Origin of the sequence: Haloferax volcanii DS2 (assembly GCF_000025685.1) — an archaeon.
Classification (GTDB): Archaea; Halobacteriota; Halobacteria; order Halobacteriales; family Haloferacaceae; genus Haloferax; species Haloferax volcanii.
The window spans coordinates 421356-437906 of the sequence record NC_013964.1 but is presented as its reverse complement, the minus strand read 5'-3'; the positions used below and the strand labels follow the sequence as shown (position 1 = coordinate 437906).

Here is a 16551-nt window from a genome sequence, read left to right as displayed (position 1 = left end):
TCGGTGGGGGGTACACTCGCGTTTGTAACTCGGCCTCCGAGAGACCACCCTCGCGTTTGTAATCGAACGGGGGAGTACCGTCGCGTTTGTAACGTCGAGTGGTGAAAGGGGCAGTGCAGACACACCACCCTCGCGAATGTAACGCGAATCGGCGTGGGGGGTGGGTCAACGGGTGAGGAATTATCGGTTGATTTTGCCCCTATATTTACAAACGCGAGGGGGGTGTGTCGAATCTCCCTAGGGACTGGCGTAGCCGTTACAAACGCGAGGGGGGTGTGTGTGTGTTCCCGAGGACAGATGGTCTACTCGTGAGTGACACCCGGTCCTCGAAGAGTAGTCATGGTATCTCGACATCACACTATCACTAGTAGCTAGACTACTAGTTCTACTACTCAACACAACAAAAAACAATAAAACAACAGCAACAAAATAATAACAACAACAAAATAACAAAGCAGCACAAAATCCAACAACAAACAACGAACAACGAATCCGTGACCGGTCTGCCGACTTCCAGTTCACAACCTCCCAACCACGCCAACACGTCGGACAACACCCCGTCGCTCACCGCCGACCGAGTACCCGACGAGTGCTCACCCGAGTAGTCCGAGTTCGCGAACGTCATCGTCGACGGTTTCGAGGGCTGTTTCGGCGTCGCCAACCCGCTTCACCCCCGTAATCACGATTTTCCCGCTCCCGAACATGAGGACGACGACGCTCGGTTCGTCGAGGCGGTAGACGAGTCCGGGGAACTGCTCGGGTTCGTACTCGACGGCTTCGAGACCGAGGCCGATAGCCAACGCGTTCAGGTTGAGCGCCGCCCCGAGGTCGGCGCTCGAAACGATGTTTTGGACGGTGATATCCGGGTCGTCGGGAATCGGGATTCCGAGTTCGGTGAACTCGTCGAACAGCGTTTCGATGGCCGTACTCACGTCGTCGACGCTGTCCGCGCCGGTGCAGACGACTTTGCCCGACCGGAAGACGAGACACGCCGACTTGGGATTCCGAGTCCGATACACGAGTCCGGGGAAGTTCTCGGGGTCGTAATCGGTCCCGTTCATGTCGAGCGAGAGTCGTTCGAGGTCGAGCTCGACCGGAACTTCCGTCGAAGCGACGACGTTCTGAATCTCGATGGACCCGATGGCGTTCACCTGCGACATCTTGTGAAATAGTTGACACTCATTCGCCTTAAACTACCGGGGTCGTTTCTCCCCGTTAACCACCGGACAACTGGACAACCGGGCGGCTAATCGGCCGTCGACCGGACAACAGTCCGGATTTGGAACACAGTCCGGACTTAGAAACCGTCGAACGGTGGCGAACCCGTTGAACACATCCGATACGCTGGTCCGAGACGCCGCTCTCCCGCGCGAATAACTAATGAATACTACCCCATCATAATTCTTTTCAGCGTCTTCTTCGATTACTCGCTATGGCGTTCACAGACACGATTCACGACGAGGCCGACGAGTTCTGGTCGGCCATCCTCGACCATCCGATGGTCGTCCGACTCGGGGAGGGGAGCCTCGACGAGGAGCCGTTCCGCTACTGGGTGCGGCAGGACTACGTCTACCTCGTCGAGTACAGTCGTCTCTTCGCGCTCGGTGCCGCGAAGGCCCCGACGCTCGACTCGATGGGGACGTTCGCGAGCCTCCTCGAATCGACCGTCAACGAGGAGATGGACCTCCACCGGAGCTACGCCGCCGAGTTCGGCATCGACACCGACGAACTCGAAGCCACGACGCCGTCACCGACGACCCGGGCCTACACGGATTTCCTCGTTCGCACCGCGACGCTCGGCTCGTTCGGCGATATCGTCGCCGCCTTGCTCCCCTGCATGTGGGGGTTCAACGAGACGGGACGCCGCCTCGCGGACGCGGGTGTCCCGGACCACGACCAGTACGCCGCGTGGGTCGAGATGTACGCCGGCGACGAGTTCACCGAACTCACCGACTGGTGTAAGGCGCTCATGGACGACGTGGCCGCGAGCGCGACCGAGTCGGACCGCGAGCGCTACCGCGACCTGTTCCGCACGTCGGCGCAGTACGAGTACCTGTTTTGGGACGCCGCGTGGCGGCAAGAGGAGTGGCCGCTATGACCGACGGCGACCCGTCGGACTCGGTCGGCTCGCCCGGTGAGAGCCAGCCGGCCCCCGAGACGTACGACGAGTTCGCCGCGTCGCGGTCGGACCCGCGCTTTACCGACTGGCTCCGCGACCGCGCGGGCGAGTCGTGGGACGACGCGACCGCGCACCGACTGACGCGGGAACTCGCCGCCGACGAACTCGCGGACGACGTGTTCAGGCAGTATCTCGTGCAGGACTACGCCTTCGTGGAGACGCTCGTCGGCGTCTTCGGTCACGCCGTCGGCACCGCGCCGACGATGGCGTCGAAGTCGGAACTCGTCTCGTTTCTCGGCGTCCTGACCGACGACGAGGACGACTACTTCCTGCGGGCGTTCGACGCGCTCGACGTGCCCGAATCGGTCTACTCGGAGCCGAAAACCACGCCGACGACGCGCGCCTTCATCGACCTCCTCGAACGCGCCGCGGGGCAGGGCGGGTACGCCGAGACGCTGGCGGTGCTCGTCCCCGCCGAGTGGGTCTATCTGTCGTGGGCGACCGCCGCGGCCGACGCTGACGACTCCCCGTCTCGATTTTACCTCTCCGAGTGGGTCGACCTCCACGCAGTCGACGACTTCGCGTCGTTCGTCGAGTGGCTCCGAACCGAACTCGACCGCGAGGGTGCGGCCGCCTCGCCGCGCCGACAACGGCGGCTCGAACAGCTGTTCCGTCGCACGGTCGAACTGGAGGTCGCGTTCTTCGACGAGGCGTACGAACTGGGCCGAGGTTCGTCCCGACCGGGTGACGACCGATGGTGAGTTCGACCGTCGCGCTCGGGCTAACCGTCGCGACGCTCGTCGCGTTTACCGGCGTCGGCGTGTGGTTCTCCCGGGGTCGCGTCGGCTCCGTCGAGGACCTCATCAGCGCCCGCGACTCCGCGGGAAGCCGGCGGACGACGGCGACGCTCGTCGCGTCCGTCATGGGCGTCTGGGTGCTGTTTTCGGCCCCCGAAGCGGGCGCGAGCTTCGGTATCGCGGCCGTCGTCGGCTACGCGGTCGGCGAGGCCGTCCCGATGCTCGTCTACGCCCGCCTCGGCCCGCGAATCCGGGAACTCATCCCCGAAGGCCACTCGCTGACCGAGTACGCCCACGCCCGCTACGGGACCGCGATGTACGCCTTCGTCCTCCTCGTGAGCGCGCTCTACATGTTCATCTTCCTCGCCGCCGAACTGACCGGCATCGCGGGCGCGCTCTCGCTCGTCGCCGGCGTCCCGCAGTGGCAGACCGCGCTCCTCGTCGGCGGCTTCGTCCTGCTCTACACGAGTTACGGCGGCCTCCGGGCCAGCATCGCGACCGACGCGGTCCAAGCGGTCGTCGTCATCCCGCTCTTGCTGCTCGCGTTCGCCGGCGCGCTCGTCGCGCTCGGCGGCCCCGCCGCCGCCATCGACGGCATCACGGCGACGAACCCCGCGCTCCTCGACCTCGGGGCGGTCGCCGGCCTCCAGTTCGGCCTCGCGCTCGCGTTCGCCATCCTCGGCGCGGAACTCATCAACCAGACGTGGTGGCAGCGCATCTACGCGGCCGATTCGTCGGAGACGGTCGGACGGAGCTTCCGTACCGCGGCGCTCGCCAACGGCGCCATCGTGTTCGTCACCGCCTTCTTCGGCGTCGTCGCGGTCGGTAACGCCGCCGTCGTCACCGACCCCGCGAGCGCGGGCTACAACGCCGACGCCGCCTTCTTCGTCCTCCTCGGCGAGGCGTTCCCCGAGTGGCTCGTCCTCGCGGCGGTCCTCCTCGCGCTCCTGCTCGTGATGAGCTCCATCGACACGCTGTTCAACGCGCTTTCGAGCCTCGTGACCGCCGACCTCGCCCGCCTGCTCGCGGAACCGAGCGACCGCCACCTCGCGCTCGGGTCGAGAGCGCTCACAGTCGTCGTCGCGGCCGCTGCGATTTACGTCAGCCTCCGGGCCCAGAGCGTCCTCCGGCTGTTCTTCTTCGCCGACCTGCTCGGCGCGGCCGTCGCCTTCCCCCTTGTCTACGGGCTGTACTCGACGCGAATCACCGGCCTCGGCGCGCTCGCGAGCAGTCTCACCGGGCTCGCCGTCGGCCTCGCGTTCTTCCCCGACCTCCGCGGCGTCATCACGTCGATTCCGGTCGTCGGCGGCCTGCTCCCCGCGGCCGACCCGCTGTATCTCACCTCCTTCGGCGGGGCGTTCGTGGTGTCGACGGCGGCGTCGCTCGTCGCCGCCCGACTCGCGGACGCCGGGTTCGACCTCGGGCGGCTCTCGCGGGAGATTCGGCGGTTCGACGACGGCCAAACTGACGCGCCGTCGTCCGACTGAGACGCCGTCGCCAAACTGACGCGCCGTCGCCAAACTGACGCACCGTCGGCCGACTGGACGACTTCAGTACTCGCTGACCGTCGCGGTCCCCACCGAGATGCGGACCAACTCGTTTTCGGGCCACGCCGACTCATCGGCCCCGTACTTCCGATTGATTCGCCGCGTGGCGGCTCGCAGGGCGTCGTCGTCGGTGACGACGGTGGCCGTCCCGAGAACCGTCACCTTCCATTGCGCCTGTCCCTTCTCGTCCTTCTGGATGGAGAGCGCGACGCGCGGGTTCTCGCGGATGTTAGCGAGCTTTCGGCCCGTGGTGAGCACTTCGATTACCCCGCGGTCGGCCGCGTAGTCGAACCAGACGGGCGCGACGTGGGGGCGGTCGTCGACGCTGGTCGCGAGGTGCGCCATGAGCGGTTCGCTCGTCACGAGCGACGCGGCGCGTTCGGAGAGACCGGCCATGGTCGAAGTTCGGTCTCACCGCGTAAAACGGTGGCTTCGACCCGGCGTTACAAACGCGAGGGTAGTCCCCGCTTTGACGGCTTCCTCCCGACTCGTCGACTTCCGACCCGCGAACGTCTGCACCGTCGTCGGATTCTTATCAGAAATTTGCCGTTAACGACTGCCGTGATGCGGTTGTGAGCCGTCCGAAGCGGGTCAAATCACCCGCATAACGGGCGCATAACAAAGAGGGCTGACGCGACAGTTCAGGCACCTTACTCATGAGTATCGAGGTTCGGCGGGCGACTGGAGACGACGTCCACGGCTGGGACACGTTCGTCGAACAGTCACCGCATGGCAACGCGTTCCATCAGTACGACGCGCTGGAGATTCAGGCGGCGCACGCGGGCGCGGAGTTGGTTCCGCTCGTCGGACGAAAAGGCGAGGAGGTCGTCGGACTGTTTCCGGTGTTCCGGATCAACAAGGGGCCGATAGCGACGGTGTTTTCGCCGCCGCCGGAGCTTCGCGTCGCGTACCTCGGTCCGGTCCTCCTGAACATGGACCACATGAAACAGCGAAAGCGCGAGGGACGACACCACGAGTTCATCGACGACTGTCTCGCATGGGTCCGCGACGAGATTCGGCCGCGCTACGCCCACATCCGACTCGACGGCCGGTACGACGACCTCAGGGCGTTCTCGTGGAACGACTACGCGATAACGCCGCAGTACACCTACCACGTCGACCTCTCGCCCGGCGTCGACGACGTGTTCATGAGCTTCAGTAGCGACGCCCGGTCGAACATTCGGAACGCGCTCGACGACGCGTACACCATCGAGGAGGGCGGCCCCGAAGCAATCGAGCGCATCGTCGAACAGGTCGCCTCGCGCTACGAAGCGCAGGGCATCTCCTATCGGTCGTCGCCGGAGTTCGTCAGGGACCTCTACGCCACCCTTCCCGAGGGACAGATTCGCCCCTACGTCCTCCGAATCGACGGCGAGTTCGCCGGCGGAATCCTCGCCGTCGACTACAAGGAGACGGTGTCGCGGTGGCAGGGCGGCGTCCGGGCCGACGTGGACTCAGACCTCGCCATCAACGACCTGCTGGACTGGCGCATCATGCGCGACGCGATGGACCGCGGGCGGACGACTTACGACCTCGTCGGCGCGAACAACCGCCGCATCAACCGATACAAGGCGAAGTTCAACCCCGAACTTCACCCCTTCTACTCCCTCGAACGGAACGCGCCGGGGATGAAGACGCTCGCGCACCTCTACAAGACGATTCGCGAGGGCGTGTAATACTGCCCAAATAGGCCGTTAGAGCCCCACGTAGGGGTCGGGCTTCGCCCCGGTCAGGCGGTCGACCTGCTCGTCCGTGAGGTCGATGGTCGCGGCTTCGAGGTTCTCGGTCAGCTGTTCGACCGTGCGCGCGCCGACGATGGGTGCGGTGACGCCGTCGCGGTGCATGAGCCACGCGAGCGCCGTCTGCGCGGGCGTCGCGTCGACTTCTCCGGCGACCGCATCGAGTTCGTCGTGCACGTCGAAGTTCTCCTCGGTCAGATACGACTCCTCGAACCGGCTGGACTCCGCGGCGCGGGACTCGCCGGTGAGACCGTCCTCGCGGGTGTACTTTCCGGTGAGAAAGCCCTGTCCGAGCGGGCTCCACGGGCAGACCGCGATGCCGTACGAGCGGGTCATCTCCAAGTAATCCCCTTCGATTTCGCGGTCGACGAGGTTGTACCGCGGCTGTGCGACCGTGAACGGCTCCCAGCCCTCGGCGCGGGCGATTTCGTTCGCCCTCGCCACTTTCCAGGCGTTCGGTCGGAGCGTCGACGCGCCGAGGTAGTGGACCTTCCCGTCTTCGACGAGGCCGTTGAGCGTCTTCATCATCTCGCGCGTGGGCGTCTCGTCGTCCCAGCGGTGGATGTAGAGCACGTCAACGTAGTCGGTGTCGAGGCGGTCGAGTAGGGCGTCGATGCGGTGGCGGACGTTCTTCCGGTTCGTCCCGCGGCTGTTCGGGTCGCCGTCGCGAATCTGCCAGTAGATTTTGGACGCGATGGTGAAGCGCTCTCGGTCTCGGTCTTCGAGCCAGTCGCCGATCCAGCGCTCGCTCGCGCCGCCGCCGTAGATGTCTGCGGTGTCGATGAAGCGCCCGCCGGCCGCCTCGTAAGCGTCGAGCAGTTCGTGCGCGCGCTCCTCGTCGATTTCGACGTTGCCCTGTTCGGTCTCCTTGCCGAACCGCCACGTCCCGAACTGGAGTTCGCTCGTCTGGAGACCCGTCTGGCCGAACGGGACGAAGTCCAGGTCGATGTCTTCGAGTGTCGTCATGCCGGCAGAGATACGCCGAATCGACGCAAAAACGTTGGGTCGCCGGAAGTGAGTTGGGGTAATTCGTCCCGTGCGCCGCCGTCAGGCGTTGGCGCGAATCAGCGACTCCAGCTCGTCGCGCACGTCGCTCACGTCGGTGGTCCGAACCGTCGTCTGGACGGTCCGCTCGTCTAAGTCGCTGAGCTCGCTCAGCACGCCGCCGCGGCGGTCGACTTCGAGGAACAGTTCGAGCGCGTCTTCGTCCGGTCGCGGCACGACTTCGAGTTCGTCTACATCGCCGGCGAACGGACCCGACGTGGGTCGGAACTCGAACTCTTGGACGAAGCGCCGCGACGAGGTGAACACGCCGTGGGGGTCGGCCTCGCACTCGGCGGTGTGCAGCGAGAAGCCGAGGTCGTCGAGCGCGTCGAAGACGGCTTGCAGCCGCGGCGTCGGCTGGACGTTCAGGTAGTCTTTGTCTTCGGGGTCGACGGCCAGTTCGATGTCGAGTTCGGTCTCGACCCACACGTCGACGTTCCCGAGTGTGACGGGCGTCCCGTGGGGAATGTCGAGTGACACGTCCCGTGTCTCTTGTTCGTCCGGTTGGACAGTGAGGCTCTCCGCGAGGGTGTACTGCGCGATATCGACCTCTCGGTAGCCGTCGTCGGTTCGGTAGCGGGTCTCCAGCTCGAACCGAACCTTCCCGATTTCCTGTTCCGCCGACCCGCCTTCGATGCGAACCTCTGCGTCGACCGTCTCGCCGGGGCGGACGGTATCGGAGGGGAGGACGGTATCGACGGTCGCGTTGCCGATTCCGATTCGTGCGAGGACCTTCTTCATGATGCACCCCGCACGTCTCGCTCGCGGTGTAAGTATCTCGTGGCTCCTCTCGATTCTCGTGACGGATATGTGCGTCTCACGAGTCGCACGGGAGCTATATAGCCGAAAATCTTCGCGTGTCACAGGATAGTCGCACCCGACTCCCGCGAGCGGGTCGCGGTCGGCGCGGCCTCGCACTTCGTCGCGTCCGGTTCGGCGGTCCGCCTTCGCGTCCGGTCAGGCCGGCGCGACAGCGCTCACGTCACGAACACGTCGCCTTCGACTTCGTAGAGATAGCCCTTGTTCAGGAGTTCGTCGACGGCCGCGGGGTCTTCACCCGCCGAGCGAACTCGTTGGCGCGCGTCCGCCACGGGCATCCCGGCGTCGCGGTCAGCGACGAGGGGCCGAAGGTGCTCGAACGCTCGCGTCGCGCGAGGAGAAAGCGGTGTACGTCCACCCTGTTTCGGTGTCATCGAGTCCTCTGTTCGCGACCACGGAACGCTCCGTAAAGAAGGTGGGTGTCGGTTCGGATGTTTCGCGGAACGGCGACTCGCCGTCGAATGGGCAAACTTGAGGCGTACGGATGACGCCTCGCACTCGGCGGACGATTCTAATTCGTGACGCAGTACAGCACGCACCCCGAGCGGAACGCGCTCACCTCTCGGCGGACAGTTCGTCTCTTTTCACGAGCAGAACGACCGCGATAATCGCTGCGAATACCGTGTGTGACTGCCGCAGCGTGCTGGTTTCGACGACAGCCGAAAACTGAGTTACCACGATTACGAACGCGGCAGCGTAGAGCAGACACGGAACGATGAGATACATCGTCAGCGCCCTGGTTCGCCTCATGGGAACCCGTTTCTGTTAAAAAAACATATATTCATCGGCGGTCTGTCGTCTCTCTGTCGTCGTCGTTGTGTACGACGCTTTCATTCGACACGTCCATACTGTCACCGCGCCTCGCGCGCCGCGGGGACAGAGGCTCTTGAGGTTGTTGTAACGCGAGCAGTTCTCCCCATTACGGCCCCATTTATCCCGCCGCCCCCAACTCACGACTGCACATGGTCGACGACATCGCCACCGACGCCGATTGGAACGCGCTGTACATCGACGGCGAGTGGACCGAAAGTGAGAGCGGCGAGAGCATCGCAGTCGAGGATCCGTCGACCCGCGAGACGGTCGCGCACGTCCCTCGCGGGACGGAGGCCGACGTCGACGCCGCCTACGAGGCGGCCGCCGAAGCCCAGGAATCGTGGGCCGAAGCGCCGCCCGCGCGGCGGCAGGAGGTCGTCGAGCAGTTCCTCCAGGCGCTGAACGAGTACGAAGACGAGATTATCGACCTCCTCGCACACGAGGTCGGCGGCTCGCGCATCATGGGCGAGACCTCCATCCAAATCGCCTCCGACCACGCGAGCGAGGCCGCGACGCTGCCCCGTCGGATGCGTGGCGAGCACGTCGCCTCCAACATCCCCGGCAAGGAGAACATCGTGCAGAAGAACCCGAAGGGCGTGGTGACGGTCATCTCGCCCTGGAACTTCCCGCTGAACCTGTCGATGCGGGCGGTCGCGCCCGCCGTCGCCGCGGGGAACGCGGTCGTACTGAAGCCCTCGACCAACTCCCCCATCACGGGCGGGCTGCTGTTCGCCAAGCTGTTCGAGGAGACCGACCTCCCCGAGGGCGTCGTCAACGTCGTCACCGGCCGCGGCTCGGAAATCGGTGACCGCGTCGCCGGCCACCCCGAGAGCGACGTGGTGGCGTTCACCGGCTCCACCGAGGTCGGCAAGCGCGTCTCGGGCATCGCCGGCGAGAACCTCGCCGTGCCCGCGATGGAACTCGGCGGCAACAACGCCCACGTCGTGACCGAGGGTGCGGACGTCGACCGCGCGGCCGACGCCGCGGTCTTCGGGAGCTTCGTCCATCAGGGACAGGTCTGTATCTCCATCAACCGCCACATCGTCCACGAGTCGGTCTACGACGAGTACGTCGAGAAGCTGACCGAGCGGGCCGCGGAGCTGCCCGTCGGCTCCGCCCACGAGGACGACACGGTCGTCGGCCCCATCATCGACGAGTCCCAGCGCGACGAAATGCTGGGCTACGTCGAGGAGACGGTCGCCGCCGGCGCGACGCTGGAAACCGGCGGCTCGACGGCCGACCTCGACGGCGTCGACGACTCGCTTGTCGTCCAGCCGACCGTCCTCTCGGGCGTGACCAACGACATGGCCGCGGCCCGCAACGAGCACTTCGGCCCCATCGCGCCCGTCATCCCCTTCTCGGACGTCGACGAGGCGGTCGAACTCGCCAACGCGACCGAGTACGGCCTCTCCGGATCGGTCCACGCCGGCGACCTCGCCACCGGCAAGGAAATCGCCCTCCGGATGGAGACCGGCAACGTCCACGTCAACGACCAACCCATCAACGACGAGGCGCACGTCCCGTTCAGCGGCACCGGGGCGTCCGGCGTCGGCACCTACAACAGCGACGCCTTCCTCGACGAAATCACCGAGGACAAGTGGATTTCCCTCCAGCACGAACCCCGCGACTACCCGCTGTAAGCGGGACGACGCCGGCCTGAGTGAGTCCTGCGGTCGGTAGCCCGACTCCTCTCTTCGTTCCTTCCTCTCACGCCCCCGTCGTGCGCCAGCGACAACACGACGGCCTCGCCGGAGACGACCGTCTCGTCGCCCACGCTCGCGACGGGTATACGGTCGCTTCGGGGGCCGCCGCACTCAACCCTCGGGTGCGGCGCGATGGTGGGTTTCTATCCGTTCACTCCCACGGGTTCGTCCCCAGCGCGTGGACCAGCAGAATCGCCCCGACGGCGATGCCGACGAGGACGAGCGCGACCGGGAACGCGGCGTCGAGGCCGGTCGAGAGGTACGACACCCAGATTTGCACCGGGAGCGTCCGCGGGTAGTACGCCAGCATGAGCGTCGCGCCGAACTCTCCGATTGCCCGCGCGAACGTCAGGGTCACGCCGGCGAGGATGCCCTGCTTCGCCAGCGGGAGCGTCACGCGTCGAACGCTCCCGACGCGGTCCTCTCCGAGCGAGCGGGCCGCCGCTTCGAGTTGCCTGTCCACGCCGTCGAAGGCCGTCTTCGCGGTCACGACCAGAAACGGCGAGGCGACGTAGGTCTGCGCGAGAACGACGCCGAAAAGCGAGCGCGTCAGCGGGACGCTCGTCAGTTGGCCGAGGCCGGCGGGGCCGACGAGTCTGAGCAGTAACATCCCGCTGACGACCGGCGGGAGGACGAGCGGGAGCATCACCAGCGCCAGAATCACGTCGCGGCCGCGGAACGACGTGCGCGAGAGCCAGTAGGCCAAGGGAACGCCGAAGGCGACGGCGACCAGCGTGCTGAGCGTCGCCGCGACGACGGAGTTGGTGGCGGCGGTCAGGACGACCTCGTTCGTCACGTCGGTAGCCAGCGACGCCGGCGACTGCGCGAAGACGAGCGCGCCGATTGGAAGCAGGTAGTAGAGGAGAAGCACCCCCGCGAGAAGCAGCGTCAGGCCTCGCCACGTCTCGGGCAGGAGTCGCGTGACGCCGCGCTCGCGGCGGTTAGGCTGTCGGTGGGACATCTCCGAAGTAGTGTGGGTGGCTCGCGCGCACGGTGAACCCGGAGGGTTCGAGGAAGTCGCCGGCGGTCCCGACGAGCGCCTCGAACACCGACTTCGCCGCCGCCGTGTCGGTGCGGCGCGTCGCGGCGTACCGAATCGGGCCGCCGCGGACGGTGACGCCGTCCGGGAGCGTGTAGCTGACTGTCGCGTACGCCGACGCGTGGTCGGGGTCGCTCAGGTTGATTGCCGCCGGGAGTTCGAGGTACGGGTAGTCGCGCTCGACGGCCATGCTCCGGTAGACGAACGCCGCGTCGACGCCGCCGGCGTCGAACTGCGCGAGCAGTTGCGTCTCGGGGTATATCTGGTCGCGGCGGAGCAGGTCCGCTGTGAGCGCCGGCCGGTCGTAGTGGTCGGCCGCGAGCGCGAGCGCGAACCGCGTCCGGTAGCCCAGCGGGTCGAGGTCGGGGTCGGTCCGACCGAGGCTGACCGCGTCGTCGAGGAGGGCGTCGGGCCACGAGGCGGCCTCGGTGACCCGCGTTCCGCCCTCCGTCTGGGGGTTGTACGCGACGACGAGCGCGTTGTTGGCGAACGTCGCGTACCACGGGACCGAAAGCGGCGCGTCGAACAGCGCCGGGTCCGCGAGGGCGACGATGTCGGGGTCGCGTTGGTCGTCGTCGACCATCCGGGCCACGCGCGCTGAGCCGTGGGCCTCGACCTCGATGCGAGTTCCGTCCGGCGCGTCGAACTCGGTGGTGAGCGCCCGCTGGAGGCTTCCGGCGGCGAGAATCGATACGGTCGGTGCTTCCTCACCCCGGCCGAGACAGCCCGCTGTCGCGGTGAGGCCGCCGGCCGCGACCCCGCCGACGGCCGCGAGGAACGCCCGTCTGCTCGACCGACCCGCGGCCGAGTCGGGGTTCATCGCCGCACCTCGTCTCCGGCGGCGACCCGCGCCAACTCCGTGCGCGTGTTCACGTTCGTCACCGACCGGTCGACGCTCTCGGGAAGCGCGTCGAATCCGACGTACTCGACGCCGTCGAGTCGGTTCAAAAGCGCCCCGAGGCCGTCGTCGGGAGCGAGTTCGGAGACGTTGTCTCGGACCGCGGCACGACGGTACAGGGCGTGAAGCGGTTCGTGGCCGCGCTCGGAGACGGGGACGATGGCCGGCGGACTGGGGCGGTCGCCGTCCGCTGAGACGTGCCGGTCGCGGTCGCGGTCGCGGTCGCCGTCGCTCCGGGCGGCGCACTCGAACAGCGCCGCCACCGCGTGCGGTTCGAGAAGCGGCATATCACAGCCGGCGACGAACAGCCACGAAGTGGTGACTGTGTCGGCGGCCGCGGTGACGCCCGCGAGCGGCCCCGACAGACCCGGGTCGTCGCGGACGAACCGCACGTCCCAGTCCCTCGGGAGCGCCTGCGCGAGGCGCTCGCGCTGGTCTGCGGTCCGAACCGCGACTATCGGGGGGCGGCCCGCCACGGCTCGGAGCGTCCCGACGACGCGCCGAATCAGCGGCTCCCCGTCGAGCGTCGCGAGAGCCTTGTGTCCGGGCCCGAAGCGGGTGCTCTCGCCGCCGGCGAGGACGACGGCCGTCGCGTCCGGCGCGGGCCGTAGACTCGGCGCGGCCGCCGCTGTCGGCGCGTCCGTCCGGTCCGGTCGGTTCTGTCTCTCTCGCGTCATCTGGTCAGGGTTTCTTGAAGATGTCTTCGAGCGATTCGGGGTCGGTGGCGGGGTCGAGCGCGAGCGCCTCGACGGCGCGGACGCCTTTCACCGTCCGCGACCCGTCGACGTCGGGCGCGATAAAGCGCGTCTCGTAGTCGTGTTCTTCGCCTATCGGTGTCCCGTCGCGGGCGTAGGCGACGACCGCGTCGAGGGTGGCGTACACGTCGATGCAGACCCGATAGCCGTCGGCGCTCTCGACCAGGAGGTGCGTCGTCTCGTCGTCGAGGCCGGCGTCGGCAAAGAGGTCGAGGACCGGAACCCCGGTCCACGTCGCGGTGTGTCGCGTCCCCGACGCGCACGCGACCGTCACTGTTCGGTCCTCGCTGGCTAACCCGCGTAGCTCTGGGCCGGTCAGCGACACTCGACTGTCGCCGCAGACGAGAATCGACTCGGAGAGGGGGGTCGCCGGCCGCGACCGGTCGTGGTGTGCGTGCATGCGTACTCACTACACCAACATCGGTTGACTCTAACGGTGTATGTAACCGCTGATAATTAAGGCTTTTAAAGAGGTCGAAAAAGCGAGTCGACTCGGCGCGGGAGCGACCTGGTGAGTGCGTTCGGTTCGGCGGTTCCAACTCGGCTGTGTGTCAGTCGCTGACCACCTCCCGCGTCGTCCGGGCGAGCGCCGCGTAGAACGGCGACCGCGTCTCGGTTTCGACCCGGTCACAGAGGTCGTCGACCCACTGCGTGAGGTGTTCGTCGCGGAACTGGTCGAGGCGGTCGTCGCGGCCGTGTTCGGCGAGGTACGCGCAGAACTCCAGTTCCGTCGCGACGTGGTCCGGCAGGTCGCGCTGCTCGGGTCGGTGCTCGACGCCGAACGCCTGATACCAGCGCTCGACGGCCGTCGTCGCCGGTCCCAGTACCTCTCCGAACTCGTCGTCGTCCGCCCTGTCGCGGTAGACGCTCTCGTAGGGCGGACACGGCGGGCCGGCCGGGCCGATGAACAGCCGGGCGTACTCGCTTCGCAGCGCGTGGAGTTCGAGCGACTCCAGCGGGCCGAAAAGCGCCGACAGTTCACCGTCGTTGGCGACTTCGACCAGCCGCTCGGTCGGTTCGCGCCAGCAGGCCGCGAGGACCGCGTACGTCGCCGTCCGAGCCGACTCGAAGGCGTCGCCGGCCGCCGCGTGCTCCTCGTACTTCTCGTTCCCCTCGCTCGGGCTTTGGGCGACGGGTTCGCTCATCGGTCTTCCCCCCGCGTCTCGCCGCCGTCGGTCGCGACGGCGGTCGATTCGGTTTCCGCCTGAATCGGGACGTACCGCAGTCCGAGGGTGACGATGAGCGCGCCGATGGCGATGACGCCAGCGGTGACCGCGACCTCGACGAGCGTGGGAGTGTACGACCCCGCGGTCGCCCAGATGTCGGTCGTCACGCCGGCGTACTCGCCGCCGACGGAGATGCCGGGCGCGGCGTCGATGTTGGCCGCGTCGTAGCCGGTGAAGACCAGTCGAACCCCCTCGAACGTCGTCCCGAACACCGCGAGGGCGCTGGCGGTGAAGATGACCGACACGCGCTTGCGGAACGACGGGAGCGCGAGCATGACAAGCGGGACCGCCCCGCCGACGACCGTCCAGAGCCAGAAGTACGCCGACTCACCGATGAGGAAGCTTTCGGTGATGGCCCAGAACCCGAAGTGGTCGGCCCACGCGTGCGGGAGGCGCTCGGCCGCGAGCAGGTAGACGACGTGGAACGCGAGGAAGATGCCGAGCACCTTCCCGAGGCTCGTCAGCTCCTCGCGGTCGACGCTGAAGCGGGTGAACCGCGAGACGAGGACGGAGACGACCAACAGCAGACCGAGCCCGGAGACGAGCGCCTTGGCGATGAACACCGGCGCGACGAGCGGGCTGAACCAGTCGCCGCGGCCGATTTGCGTCGCGAAAATCCACCCGGTGACCGAGTGGAGCGCGACCGCGGTCGGCAGCGCGACGGCGGCGGTCCAGAACATGAGCGTCCGGTCGCGCTCGCGGCCGGCTTCCGTGTCCTCGACGCCGAGCGCCAGCCGCGACCCGCGGGCCGCGAGGTCGCGGCGGGTCAGGAGCCAGAGATACCAGAGGTTCAGCGCGCCGTAGAGGATGACGATGCCGAAGTCCCACACCATCGGTGACCGGAAGTCCGGCGAGGTGAAAAACTGGTAGAGGCGCTCGGGGCGGCCGATGTCGGGCAGGATGAGCAGCCCGGCGACGGTGATGCACGCGAGGCTCACCAGCACCCCGAGGCGCGCGAACCCCTCGTAGCGGTGCGAGTGGAAGAACTTCGGCGCGCTGGAGATGATGAGCCCGCCGGCCGACAGCCCGACGAACAGGACGAACATCATGATGTACAGCCCCCACGAGAACACGTTGCGCATCCCCGTGACGACGAGGCCGGTGGTGAGCTGGTAGGCCCACGCGACGACGCCCACTAAGACGACGGCGGCGAGAAAGCCCACCCAGAGCTTCCCGGCGCTTCCGAACTCGGGGACGACGAACCGCGAGGTGGCGGTCTCTCTCGACATCAGTCGTCACCTCCCTCGAACGCGGGGACGTGCGGAAGCGCGTCGTTCGACAGCGAGCCGTGCGACCCGCCGCCGCCGCTTCCGCCGCTTTCCTCGACCGGACCGTTGTCCTTCGGCTCCGACCAGACCGACACGTCGTCGAGTTCGCTCTCCATCTTGTCGGAGGTCTGCGGGCGACCCGGACTCATCTCGCCGCGGATGTAGTACGTCTTCGGGTCGGTGCCGCGGTCTTCGAGCAGTCGCGTCGTCTGGTACTTTCTGATGTACTTCGAGACGGTGCTTTCCTCGTTGTCGAGGTCACCGAAGATGCGGGCGTCCGCCGGGCAGTTCACGACGCAGGCGGGGTCGAGCCCCTCCTCGACGCGGTGTGAACAGAACGTACACTTCTCGACGACGCCCTGCGGCCGGGCCGGCACGTCGCCGGTGCCGTCTTCGGGGACCGTCTGCGGTTCGTCCCAGTTGAACACGCGGGCGTTGTACGGGCAGGCGGCCATGCAGTAGCGACAGCCGATACACTTGTCGTAGTCGATTTCGACGATGCCGTCCTCGCGGGTGTAGGTCGCGTTGACCGGACACACCTTCACGCACGGCGCGTTGTCGCAGTGCTGGCAGGCCGTCGGCTGGTAGGACATCTCCAGCGTGCCGTCCTCGCCGTTTTCCGGGTACGTCCCGGCCGGCGTGTCCATCTTGTCGCCGCCCTCGGTGAGCACGCGGTTCCAGTACTGGCCGAGGCCGACGTTGTTCTCCTGTTTACACGTCACGGCGCAGGCGTGACAGCCGATACACCGCTCTTGGTCGATTACTAAGCCGTAGTTAGTCATGG

The 16551-nt window shown here is 66.9% G+C and carries 18 protein-coding genes; 5 read left to right on the top strand and 13 right to left on the bottom strand.

Translation table 11 applies throughout. The features are described from left to right. Nucleotides 1-593 precede the first annotated feature (593 nt). On the bottom strand, nucleotides 594-1160 hold the full coding sequence (locus HVO_RS01840; RefSeq protein ID WP_004041153.1) for a TATA-box-binding protein: 567 nt from the start codon (nucleotides 1158-1160) through the stop codon (nucleotides 594-596). Between the two features lie 272 nt (nucleotides 1161-1432). On the opposite strand from HVO_RS01840, the gene tenA reads away from it, so the two are divergent. From tenA to HVO_RS01825, 3 genes are read left to right on the top strand one after another with little or no spacing between them, the layout of a single operon-like run. Beyond that, nucleotides 1433-2098, top strand: coding sequence for a thiaminase II (tenA, locus tag HVO_RS01835; protein WP_004041154.1), 666 nt, complete (start codon nucleotides 1433-1435; stop codon nucleotides 2096-2098). Continuing rightward, the gene (locus tag HVO_RS01830; RefSeq protein ID WP_004041155.1) at nucleotides 2095-2880 is read left to right on the top strand and encodes a TenA family protein; all 786 of its coding nucleotides are present in this window, start codon (nucleotides 2095-2097) and stop codon (nucleotides 2878-2880) included. The genes tenA and HVO_RS01830 overlap by 4 nt, the downstream gene beginning before the upstream one ends. Continuing rightward, entirely contained in the window at nucleotides 2874-4403 is a 1530-nt protein-coding gene (locus HVO_RS01825; RefSeq protein ID WP_004041156.1) for a sodium:solute symporter family transporter, read from the top strand. The genes HVO_RS01830 and HVO_RS01825 overlap by 7 nt, the downstream gene beginning before the upstream one ends. Before the next feature lie 63 nt (nucleotides 4404-4466). On the opposite strand, the gene HVO_RS01820 is transcribed toward HVO_RS01825, so the two are convergent. Beyond that, complete coding sequence (locus tag HVO_RS01820) at nucleotides 4467-4859, bottom strand: pyridoxamine 5'-phosphate oxidase family protein (RefSeq protein WP_004041157.1); 393 nt, start codon at nucleotides 4857-4859, stop codon at nucleotides 4467-4469. 260 nt (nucleotides 4860-5119) lie between these two features. Here HVO_RS01820 and HVO_RS01815 point away from each other — a divergent pair, with 260 nt between their 5' ends. Further along, nucleotides 5120-6139 (top strand): lipid II:glycine glycyltransferase FemX, encoded by a 1020-nt coding sequence (locus tag HVO_RS01815; protein ID WP_004041158.1) that lies wholly within the window; start codon nucleotides 5120-5122, stop codon nucleotides 6137-6139. Between the two features lie 18 nt (nucleotides 6140-6157). On the opposite strand, the gene HVO_RS01810 is transcribed toward HVO_RS01815, so the two are convergent. From HVO_RS01810 to HVO_RS01800, 4 genes are all read right to left on the bottom strand, one after another. Beyond that, nucleotides 6158-7168, bottom strand: coding sequence for an aldo/keto reductase (locus HVO_RS01810; protein WP_004041159.1), 1011 nt, complete (start codon nucleotides 7166-7168; stop codon nucleotides 6158-6160). A gap of 81 nt (nucleotides 7169-7249) precedes the next feature. Next, nucleotides 7250-7987: a sporulation protein gene (locus tag HVO_RS01805; RefSeq protein WP_004041160.1), complete on the bottom strand. Its 738-nt coding sequence runs from the start codon at nucleotides 7985-7987 to the stop codon at nucleotides 7250-7252. 236 nt (nucleotides 7988-8223) lie between these two features. Further along, a complete protein-coding gene (locus HVO_RS20445) occupies nucleotides 8224-8439 on the bottom strand; it encodes a hypothetical protein (protein ID WP_144064013.1) in 216 nt (71 codons plus the stop codon). Nucleotides 8440-8620: 181 nt separating this feature from the next. Further along, on the bottom strand, nucleotides 8621-8815 hold the full coding sequence (locus HVO_RS01800) for a hypothetical protein (protein WP_004041162.1): 195 nt from the start codon (nucleotides 8813-8815) through the stop codon (nucleotides 8621-8623). A gap of 212 nt (nucleotides 8816-9027) precedes the next feature. Here HVO_RS01800 and HVO_RS01795 point away from each other — a divergent pair, with 212 nt between their 5' ends. Beyond that, nucleotides 9028-10518 (top strand): aldehyde dehydrogenase family protein, encoded by a 1491-nt coding sequence (locus HVO_RS01795; protein ID WP_004041163.1) that lies wholly within the window; start codon nucleotides 9028-9030, stop codon nucleotides 10516-10518. A 214-nt stretch (nucleotides 10519-10732) separates the two neighbouring features. Here HVO_RS01795 and HVO_RS01790 read toward each other — a convergent pair whose 3' ends face one another. From HVO_RS01790 to dsrO, 7 genes are all read right to left on the bottom strand, one after another. Beyond that, nucleotides 10733-11542: a molybdate ABC transporter permease subunit gene (locus tag HVO_RS01790; protein ID WP_004041164.1), complete on the bottom strand. Its 810-nt coding sequence runs from the start codon at nucleotides 11540-11542 to the stop codon at nucleotides 10733-10735. After that, nucleotides 11523-12440, bottom strand: a complete 918-nt coding sequence (locus HVO_RS01785; protein ID WP_004041165.1) for an extracellular solute-binding protein — start codon at nucleotides 12438-12440, stop codon at nucleotides 11523-11525. Before HVO_RS01785 ends, HVO_RS01790 begins: the two co-directional genes overlap by 20 nt. Next, the gene (gene mobA / locus HVO_RS01780; RefSeq protein ID WP_004041166.1) at nucleotides 12437-13195 is read right to left on the bottom strand and encodes a molybdenum cofactor guanylyltransferase; all 759 of its coding nucleotides are present in this window, start codon (nucleotides 13193-13195) and stop codon (nucleotides 12437-12439) included. The genes HVO_RS01785 and mobA overlap by 4 nt, the downstream gene beginning before the upstream one ends. Before the next feature lie 4 nt (nucleotides 13196-13199). Then, the gene (locus HVO_RS01775; RefSeq protein ID WP_004041167.1) at nucleotides 13200-13673 is read right to left on the bottom strand and encodes a molybdopterin-dependent oxidoreductase; all 474 of its coding nucleotides are present in this window, start codon (nucleotides 13671-13673) and stop codon (nucleotides 13200-13202) included. A gap of 151 nt (nucleotides 13674-13824) precedes the next feature. Further along, complete coding sequence (locus HVO_RS01770; protein WP_004041168.1) at nucleotides 13825-14418, bottom strand: TorD/DmsD family molecular chaperone; 594 nt, start codon at nucleotides 14416-14418, stop codon at nucleotides 13825-13827. Further along, nucleotides 14415-15728: an NrfD/PsrC family molybdoenzyme membrane anchor subunit gene (nrfD, locus tag HVO_RS01765; RefSeq protein ID WP_004041169.1), complete on the bottom strand. Its 1314-nt coding sequence runs from the start codon at nucleotides 15726-15728 to the stop codon at nucleotides 14415-14417. Before nrfD ends, HVO_RS01770 begins: the two co-directional genes overlap by 4 nt. Then, nucleotides 15728-16549 (bottom strand): sulfate reduction electron transfer complex DsrMKJOP subunit DsrO, encoded by an 822-nt coding sequence (gene dsrO / locus HVO_RS01760; RefSeq protein WP_004041170.1) that lies wholly within the window; start codon nucleotides 16547-16549, stop codon nucleotides 15728-15730. The genes nrfD and dsrO overlap by 1 nt, the downstream gene beginning before the upstream one ends. Between the last annotated feature and the right edge of the window lie 2 nt (nucleotides 16550-16551).